Here is an 8,031-nt window from a genome sequence, read left to right as displayed (position 1 = left end):
AAACGACAAAACCGGCCACAGGGGCCGGCTTTGTTGAGGTTTCGAGACATGGCGAGCCATGGTGAAACAGGGAAGTGGTCGGAGAGACAGGATTCGAACCTGCGACCTTCTCGTCCCGAACGAGACGCGCTACCAAGCTGCGCTACACTCCGAATGCGCCAAATTGTACTGAAAAAGTTTTGCAGCACAAGAGCTTAGCGCAAAATTTTTAATCGGGGCACAACCCTTCAAGCTTGCGCCCGCGATAGGTCAAAGGGCTTACAGCTCTTTGACGGTGCGGACCTGATCCTTGTTGACCTTGGTGCGCTTGCCATCCAGTTGTTCGAATTCGTAGAAGCCAGTGTCGTCGTCGAAATCAGGGCGATCTACGGTCTGGATTTCCCGGCCATCGTTCAGGGTGATGACCGAAGGCGTGGAACAACCGGCCAGAGTAACCAGGCCGAACGCGAGTAGAAATGCAGCGGTAGTCCGTTGCTTCATGACATGTCTCCTAAAATCGAAGCTGAATGATTACTTGGGCTAAGACGAGCACGGCGAGCCCAAGTTCCACGGTATTTATCCACTCTGGCGGGGTGCGCCGCAAGTCCGATCTATTCGAGAAGCTGCGGCGAGTTGACATTGCTCAGGCGCGGATCGTCCGGCATACAGGCCAGCGCTGCCGGGTGATGGGCGTGCAGCCAGCGCTGGGGGCTGCGTTGGCCCGCCTGCCAGGCCTGCTCCAGGGAAGCCAGCAGACTGCGCGGAATCACCGCGAACAGCGGCTCCCAATGGCCGTCACGCATGGCCATCACCGGCCGCTCGCCGGCCAGCGCGAGCAGTTCTTCGATCAGGCTGCGATCGACTTGGGGGGCGTCGCAAGGCAGCACCAGCAGCAGGGGATGACGGGCGATCCGCAGGGCGGCGCGGATACCGGCCAGCGGGCCGGGATAGTCCGCGCTGTCATCGCCGACCAGGTGGTCGGCGTAGGGCGCATAGGCTTCCTGATTACGGTTGCAGGAGACGATCAGGTCGTCGGTCAGCGGCCGGACCTGGTCGTGCAGCCAGGCGATCATGGGCCGCTCGCGCCACGGCAGCAGGCCCTTGTCGCGGCCTCCCATGCGCTGGCCACGGCCGCCCGCGAGAAGGACCACCGAAAAGCTTCGGGACGCAGCTGAGGTAGGCATGGCAAGGTCTCCAGCGGTGGCGCTGTGGTATAACACCGGCCATTGTTCACGACAACTGGAAGCCTGCCATGAGCCACAAGGCCGATGCGCCATTCGTGCCCCTGAATATCGCCGTGCTGACCGTCAGCGATACCCGCACGCTGGAAACCGATACCTCCGGCCAACTGTTCGTCGACCGCCTGAAAGCAGCCGGCCATAACCTCGCCGAGCGTGTGCTGCTCAAGGACGATCTTTACAGGATCCGCGCCCAGGTCGCCAACTGGATCGCCGAAGACGTGGTGCAGGTCGTGCTGATCACCGGCGGTACCGGTTTCACCGGGCGTGACAGTACCCCGGAAGCGGTGGCCTGCCTGCTGGACAAGCAGGTCGACGGTTTCGGCGAGCTGTTCCGGCAGATCTCCACTATCGATATCGGCACCTCGACCATTCAGTCCCGGGCGCTGGCCGGTCTCGCCAATGGCACCCTGGTCTGCTGTCTGCCTGGTTCGACCAATGCCTGTCGCACCGGCTGGGACGGCATCCTCGCCGAGCAGCTCGATGCCCGTCATCGCCCCTGTAATTTCGTGCCGCACCTCAAGCTCGCGGCGCCCTGCGAGAGCCGCGGATGAGCGAGCAGCGTTCGCCGCTGATGCCGGTGGAAGAGGCGCTGCGGCGCTTGCTGGCGCTGGCCGAGGCTACGCCCATCGAGGACCAGGAGTGGGTCGACCTGGCAGACGCCGACGCGCGGGTGCTGGCCGAGCCGATGATCGCCGGTCTGGACCTGCCGCCATGGTCGAACAGTGCCATGGACGGTTATGCACTGCGTCTGGCCGACTGGCAGGGGCAGGCGCTGCCGGTCAGCCAACGCATCCTCGCCGGTACCGCGCCCGAGGCGCTGCTGCCTGGTACCTGCGCACGGATCTTTACCGGCGCGCCGCTGCCGCTCGGTGCCGACGCCGTGGAAATGCAGGAAAACGTCAGCGTCGGCGATGACGGGCGCGTGTATTTCGACCAGGCCCTGACAGTCGCTCAGAACATCCGTCCCCAGGGGCAGGAGAACCGCAAGGGGGAAACCCTGCTGACCGCCGGTACGCGGCTGGGGCCGGTGGAGCTGGGGCTGGCGGCGTCGATTGGCCTGGCGCAACTGCCGGTGCGTCGCAAACCCCGGGTGGCGGTATTGTCCACCGGCGATGAGCTGGTCGAGCCGGGCGCGCCACTGGGCGCCGGGCAGATCTACAACAGCAACCGCTACCTGCTGGTCGCCTGGCTGCAGCGCCTGGGGTGCGAGGTCATCGATGCCGGCATTCTGGTCGACGATCTCGAGCGTACCCGCGAGGCCCTCGGTGGCCTGCAGGAGGTCGACCTGATTCTCTCCACCGGCGGCGTATCGGTGGGCGAGGCGGATTTTCTCGGCATCGCCCTGCGCGAGGCCGGCGATCTGGCCCTGTGGAAACTGGCGATCAAGCCCGGCAAACCGCTCACCGTCGGCGAGTTCCGGGGCCGCCCGGTGATCGGCCTGCCGGGTAACCCGGCGTCGACCCTGGTGACCTTCGGCCTGCTGGCGCGCCCCTATCTGCTTCGCCGCCTGGGCGTTCAGAAGGTCGAGCCGCTGGGTTTCACGGTGCCGGCGGGCTTCGTCTGGAGCAAACCCGGCAAGCGCCGCGAGTTCCTGCGGGCGCGCCTGGAAAACGGGCGCGTCGTGCCGTACGCCAATCAGAGTTCCGGGGTGCTGCGCAGCGCCGCATGGGCCGAAGGGCTGGCACAGGTGCTCGAAGGCAGCACCCTGGAAGAAGGCGACAGCCTGCACTTCATCCCCATGAGTGAGCTGCTCGGCTGAGGTGTAGAGTCGACGATGGGCGGGCGTGATTATTTCGCTTGCCCGTTGTCTGCATAGGCAGTCGTTTTCAATCCCGTTTCCGGAGCCGTCATGCAAGAGCGTAAAGCGCTGTTGATCCTTCATGGTAAGCAGTCTCTCAACGAAGAGGTGCGTGCGGCAGTCAAGAGCCAGCGCGAGCGCGGCTGGGACCTGGCCGTGCGCTTGACCTGGGAGGCGGGCGACGCCCAGCGCCTGGTCAGCGAAGCGCTGCAGGCGGGCTACCAGACGCTGATCGCCGGTGGCGGCGACGGCACCCTGCGCGATGTCGCCGAAGCCATGGCCAAGGCCGGGACGGACGCCAGCCTGGCCCTGCTGCCCCTGGGGACCGCCAATGATTTCGCCAATGCAGCCGGTATTCCGTTGGCGCCTGCCGAGGCCCTGACGCTGCTCGATAGCCCAGCTCAGCCGATCAACCTGGGTGAGGTCGACGGCCAACTGTTCCTCAACATGGCCACAGGCGGTTTCGGCTCCAACATCACCGCCAATACCTCCGAAGAGCTCAAGCGGGTGCTGGGCGGTGCCGCCTATATGCTCACCGGGCTGACCCGTTTCGCCGAAGTTCGCTCGGCGTTCGGGCGTTTCAAGGGGCCGGGCTTCGAATGGGAAGGCGAGTTTCTCGCCCTGGGCATTGGCAACGGGCGGCAGGCGGGTGGGGGGCATGTGCTGTGCCCCCATGCACGGATCGATGACGGCTTGCTGGATGTCTGCATCGTGCCGGCCGCGCCCGATGTGGTCGGCACCCTGGGCACACTGTTTTCAGGCGGTTTCAAGGGCATCGAGGGAGTATCGGTCAGTGCCCGTTTGCCCTGGTTGGAAATCGAGGCGCCGGAGGGGCTGGACTTGAACCTCGACGGCGAGCCGCGCGAGGGTCGCAGCATGCGTTTCTGCGCACGGTCCCAGGCGTTGCGCGTGCATTTAAGCCAGCAGTCGCCGTTGCTGCACGACTGAGTGCGGCAGCGCTGGTGTCCGGCCGGCCGCTGGGGCAAGATGGCGTTACGCCATGCCGCCTTCAGTAATGCAACGACTGGCCGATAGCTTCCCATGAACATCACGCCTCACAGGAGCGAATAATGGCCGGTATTCTCGACACCGTTGATCAACGGACACAGCTGGTAGGCGAGAACCGCCTGGAAATCCTGATGTTCCGCCTGGCTGGCCGGCAGTTGTTCGCGATCAACGTATTCAAGGTGCAGGAAGTCCTGCAGATGCCCAAGCTGACGCTGATGCCGCAACGGCATCGCTTTGTCTGCGGGGTGATTCATCTGCGTGGCCAGACCCTGCCGGTCATCGACCTGTCCCAGGCCATCGGCATGCGACCGATCGTGCCCGATGAGCGCAGCACCATCATCGTCACCGAATACAACCGCTCGATTCAGGCGTTCCTGGTCGGCGGTGTCGACCGAATTCTGAACCTCAATTGGGAATCCATCCTGCCGCCGCCTGGCGGAGCGGGGCGCCATCACTACCTGACGGCGATCACCAAGGTCGACGACCAACTGGTGGAAATCATCGACGTGGAAAAGGTGCTGGCCGAGATCGTGCCGTACGACACGCGCATTTCCAGCGACCGTCTGGCCGATCCGTTGCTGGAGAAAGCCCGGGGCCGCGAGGTGCTGCTGGTCGACGACTCCAGCGTGGCCCTCTCGCAATTGCGCGATACCCTGTCGCAGTTGGGCATCAAGATGCATGTGGCCACCGATGGCCTCAAGGCGCTGAACATGCTCAAGGCCTGGGCGGACACTGGCCAGGTGATGACCGACAAGCTGCTGATGATCTTCACCGATGCCGAGATGCCGGAAATGGACGGCTATCGGCTGACCACCGAAATCCGCCAGGATCAGCGCCTGCGCGAGCTCTACGTGGTGCTGCACACCTCGCTGTCCGGCAGTTTCAACGATGCCATGGTGAAGAAAGTGGGTTGCGACAACTTCCTCTCCAAATTCCAGCCCGACAAGCTGGTCGATGTGATTCGCGAGCGCCTGGCGCTCGACGAGCAGTAAGCGCTCAACGCCACGCGCCTGGCTTGAGCGGCGGCGGCGGTTTGCGTATAACCGCCGCTTCGCTCAACTGGGGACGCCGGCCATGCACCTTTCCTCGCTGTACCGTTTTCCGCTCAAGTCCGCCATCGGCGAGTCGCTGGCCAGCCTGCAGCTCGATGGCCTGGGCGTGGCGGGTGATCGTCGCTGGATGCTGGCGGATGCGGAGAACGGCCGCTTTCTGACCCAGCGCACCTTCCCCGGGATGAGTCGCCTGACGGCGCGCTGGAATCAAAGCGGCGGCCTGACCCTCGAGGCGCCGGACAGACCCGCTCTCGATGTGGGGCTGCCGGATCCCGACGAGGCATTGCGCGGGGTGATCATCTGGCGTGACAGCCTGCGCGTGCCGGATGCCGGCGACGAGGCGGCGGCCTGGGTCAGCGAGTTCATCGGCAAGCCCTGTCGGCTGGTGCACCTACCTGTCGAGCGAGCGCGCTCTATCGAGGGCAATGTGACGGGCAACGAGAAGGTCGGGTTCGCCGATGGCTTTCCGCTGCTGCTGATCGGCCAGGCATCGCTCGACGACTTGGCGGCGCGGGTCGGCCGGCCACTGGAAATGCTGCGTTTCCGTCCCAATCTGGTGGTGCAGGGCTGTGAGCCCTATGCCGAGGACAGCTGGAAGCGCATTCGCATCGGCGATGTCGAATTCACCGTCGCCAAGGGCTGCTCTCGCTGCATCATCACCACCATCGATCCGCAGACCGGCGAACGCAGCGCGGATCGTGAGCCCCTGACCACCTTGCGCAGCTACCGCCAGCGCGAAGGCGAGATTCTCTTCGGGCAGAACCTGATCAACCACGGCAGCGGCGAATTGCAGGTCGGCATGCCGGTGGAGGTGCTGGCCTAGGTTGAGGCATTCACCGCTGACGTAGCCCGGGTCGAGCGCAGCGACACCGGGGGTCGCCCTGGGTTATCGCTGCGCTCAACCCAGGCTACGGGGGGAGCGCTGCGCGATCGTTCTTGCCGATTGCCGCTGCTTTATTGGTCGAAATAACGCTCGTGCCAGCCTACCAGCGGCTGCGGAGCATTGAGTTTGTCGCCGTAGATCACCGCGTAGGAAAGCACGTTCTGTACGTACTGGCGGGTTTCATTGAATGGAATGTTCTCCACCCATACGTCGTAGGACAGGTGACTGGCACCGCGCAGCCATTGGCGAACGCGGCCTGGACCGGCGTTGTAGGCGGCCGATGCCAGCACGCGGTTGCCGTTGAACTGGCCGTAGATCTGGCTCAGGTAAGCGGTGCCCAGCTGGATGTTGACGCTCGGCAGCAGCGCATTGTTGGGGTTGCTCAGCGGGATGCCGAACTTGCGTGCGGTCTCCTTGGCGGTGGCTGGCATGACCTGCATCAGGCCCATGGCGCCGACGTTGGACTTGGCATCGGCCATGAAACCGCTTTCCTGACGGGTGATCGCGAATACCCAGCTGGAGTGCAGGCCACGTTTCCTGGCTTCGGTGGTCAGCGGTTCGCGGTGGGCCATGGGGAAGCGCACGTCGAGATCGTCCCAGTATTTCGCCTGGCTGATGGTCCGGATGGCGGGGAAATACCATGCCATGTCATAGGCCAGCCTCGCCTGGGTCACCAGCTCGTCACGGTCGAAATGACGGCTGGCGTGGTACCATTCGCGGCGGCCGTCGACGATCTGGCCACGGTCATGGAATTCCATGGCGCGGCGGATGCCCGGGGCGTTGCGTACTTTCTTGATCACCGCGGCGCTGAGCGGCAATGGGGCGTTTTTCAGGTAGTAGGGTTCCTTGACCTGATCGGCAGCCATGAAACCATAGAAGTCACGCTCCTTGGCCAGGCTGTGGAACAGCGGCTGGGCGCCCTTGCCGTTGGGCTGGGCCAGCTGCAGGCTGCGCGCCTGCCAGTAGCGCCAGCGGTTGGTGCTGGCCAGGGATTCGGGCATGCGGCTGATCAGTTTGTAGGCCTCGTCCCAGCGGCCCTGGCGTAGCAGCAGGCGCGCGCGCCATTCGCTGACGGTGTCGTCACTCAGGTTGGGGTCGTACTTGGCCATCACCTCGAGGGCACGTGGGTCGAAGCGCCGCGCCAGGGTCAGGCCGATTTCGTTGGCAATGGACACCTTCTCCTGCTCGGAAAACTGCAAGCGTCGGGAATAGCCCTCAAGCAGGCTCAGCGCCTGCTCCGGATCCTGACGGGCAAGACGGCGCAGGCCGAGGCTGACCACGTCGCCCATAGCATCGTCGGTTGGCGTGAAGCGCGCGGTCTGGGTAAGGATCTGCGGCTTCTGGGCGACTTCCACGAGCAGCTTGCCGTGGTTGCTGAGGGTCGGCAGATCCTTGCTGAGGAAGGTGGCCAGGCTGTAGTTGCGCGCCTCGGCCGCCAGCTTGGCGCGTTGCCAGCGGCGCTGCTCGGTGAGTTGCCCCTCGGCTGCCCAGCGGTCGAACAGGCGGTCGCAGGCTTCCGGTTGCGACTTGCCAACCAGCCACAGCCTTTCGGCGTTGGCATAGCCTTCGGCGGTCTGACCCTGGTTGAGCTGGCGTTGGCCGTTGAGGCAGTCGAGTTCGGTGAAATTGAGGTTCGGGTCGTAGTACTTGGCGAAGGTCTGCCATTCGCCGCGCTCGGCCAGCCAGCGCAACCAGCGCAGCTTCATCCAGTTGGCCTGGGGCAGGTCACCGTGGGCCGCGAGGAAGGCTTCGATCTCGGCGTTGCTGGCGCCTTTCAGGCGCGCCGTGAGCTCGTCATACGCCAGGTAGGGCGTCAGCGGGTAGTCGCGCAGGGCGCTGGCATAGCGCTGATAAGGACCCTTGTCGCCCTTCGCGAGCGCGGCCTTGGCCTCATCGTAGTATTGGCGTTGCTGGGTCAGGCTCGCCGCCTGGCTCAGGGTTGCCGTGGTGGCGCAAAGAATCAGGCAGGACAACAGACTGGGCAAACGACAGCGCATGGCACTTCCGGGATCGTCTCGTGAGCGGGCGCGATCTGGCTGATGCCGGTCGCTCGGTGCGCCCTTGGGGCGG

Annotated in this window: 8 protein-coding genes and 1 tRNA gene; 5 read left to right on the top strand and 4 right to left on the bottom strand. The window is 64.6% G+C overall.

Annotation, left to right across the window (positions count from 1 at the left end; translation table 11 throughout):
- Positions 1–75: 75 nt before the first annotated feature.
- The 3 genes from BLR94_RS00900 to mobA form a co-directional block, all read right to left on the bottom strand.
- A tRNA-Pro gene (locus tag BLR94_RS00900) sits at positions 76–152 on the bottom strand.
- A 106-nt stretch (positions 153–258) separates the two neighbouring features.
- Positions 259–480, bottom strand: coding sequence for a YgdI/YgdR family lipoprotein (locus BLR94_RS00895; protein WP_042555582.1), 222 nt, complete (start codon positions 478–480; stop codon positions 259–261).
- A gap of 110 nt (positions 481–590) precedes the next feature.
- A complete protein-coding gene (gene mobA, locus BLR94_RS00890; RefSeq protein WP_084306549.1) occupies positions 591–1,163 on the bottom strand; it encodes a molybdenum cofactor guanylyltransferase MobA in 573 nt (190 codons plus the stop codon).
- A 68-nt stretch (positions 1,164–1,231) separates the two neighbouring features.
- On the opposite strand from mobA, the gene moaB reads away from it, so the two are divergent.
- The 5 genes from moaB (at position 1,232) to BLR94_RS00865 (ending at position 5,901) form a co-directional block, all read left to right on the top strand.
- The gene (gene moaB / locus BLR94_RS00885) at positions 1,232–1,771 is read left to right on the top strand and encodes a molybdenum cofactor biosynthesis protein B (protein WP_084306548.1); all 540 of its coding nucleotides are present in this window, start codon (positions 1,232–1,234) and stop codon (positions 1,769–1,771) included.
- Positions 1,768–2,979: a molybdopterin molybdotransferase MoeA gene (locus BLR94_RS00880; protein WP_084306547.1), complete on the top strand. Its 1,212-nt coding sequence runs from the start codon at positions 1,768–1,770 to the stop codon at positions 2,977–2,979. Before moaB ends, BLR94_RS00880 begins: the two co-directional genes overlap by 4 nt.
- A gap of 90 nt (positions 2,980–3,069) precedes the next feature.
- On the top strand, positions 3,070–3,966 hold the full coding sequence (gene yegS, locus BLR94_RS00875; protein ID WP_084306546.1) for a lipid kinase YegS: 897 nt from the start codon (positions 3,070–3,072) through the stop codon (positions 3,964–3,966).
- 122 nt (positions 3,967–4,088) lie between these two features.
- On the top strand, positions 4,089–5,018 hold the full coding sequence (locus BLR94_RS00870) for a chemotaxis protein CheV (RefSeq protein WP_084306545.1): 930 nt from the start codon (positions 4,089–4,091) through the stop codon (positions 5,016–5,018).
- A gap of 82 nt (positions 5,019–5,100) precedes the next feature.
- Positions 5,101–5,901: an MOSC domain-containing protein gene (locus BLR94_RS00865; protein ID WP_084306544.1), complete on the top strand. Its 801-nt coding sequence runs from the start codon at positions 5,101–5,103 to the stop codon at positions 5,899–5,901.
- Between the two features lie 131 nt (positions 5,902–6,032).
- Here BLR94_RS00865 and BLR94_RS00860 read toward each other — a convergent pair whose 3' ends face one another.
- The gene (locus BLR94_RS00860) at positions 6,033–7,958 is read right to left on the bottom strand and encodes a transglycosylase SLT domain-containing protein (RefSeq protein WP_084306543.1); all 1,926 of its coding nucleotides are present in this window, start codon (positions 7,956–7,958) and stop codon (positions 6,033–6,035) included.
- Between the last annotated feature and the right edge of the window lie 73 nt (positions 7,959–8,031).

Origin of the sequence: Phytopseudomonas flavescens (genome assembly GCF_900100535.1) — a bacterium.
Classification (GTDB): domain Bacteria; phylum Pseudomonadota; class Gammaproteobacteria; order Pseudomonadales; family Pseudomonadaceae; genus Aquipseudomonas; species Aquipseudomonas flavescens.
This window is presented reverse-complemented; position numbering and strand designations above follow the sequence as displayed.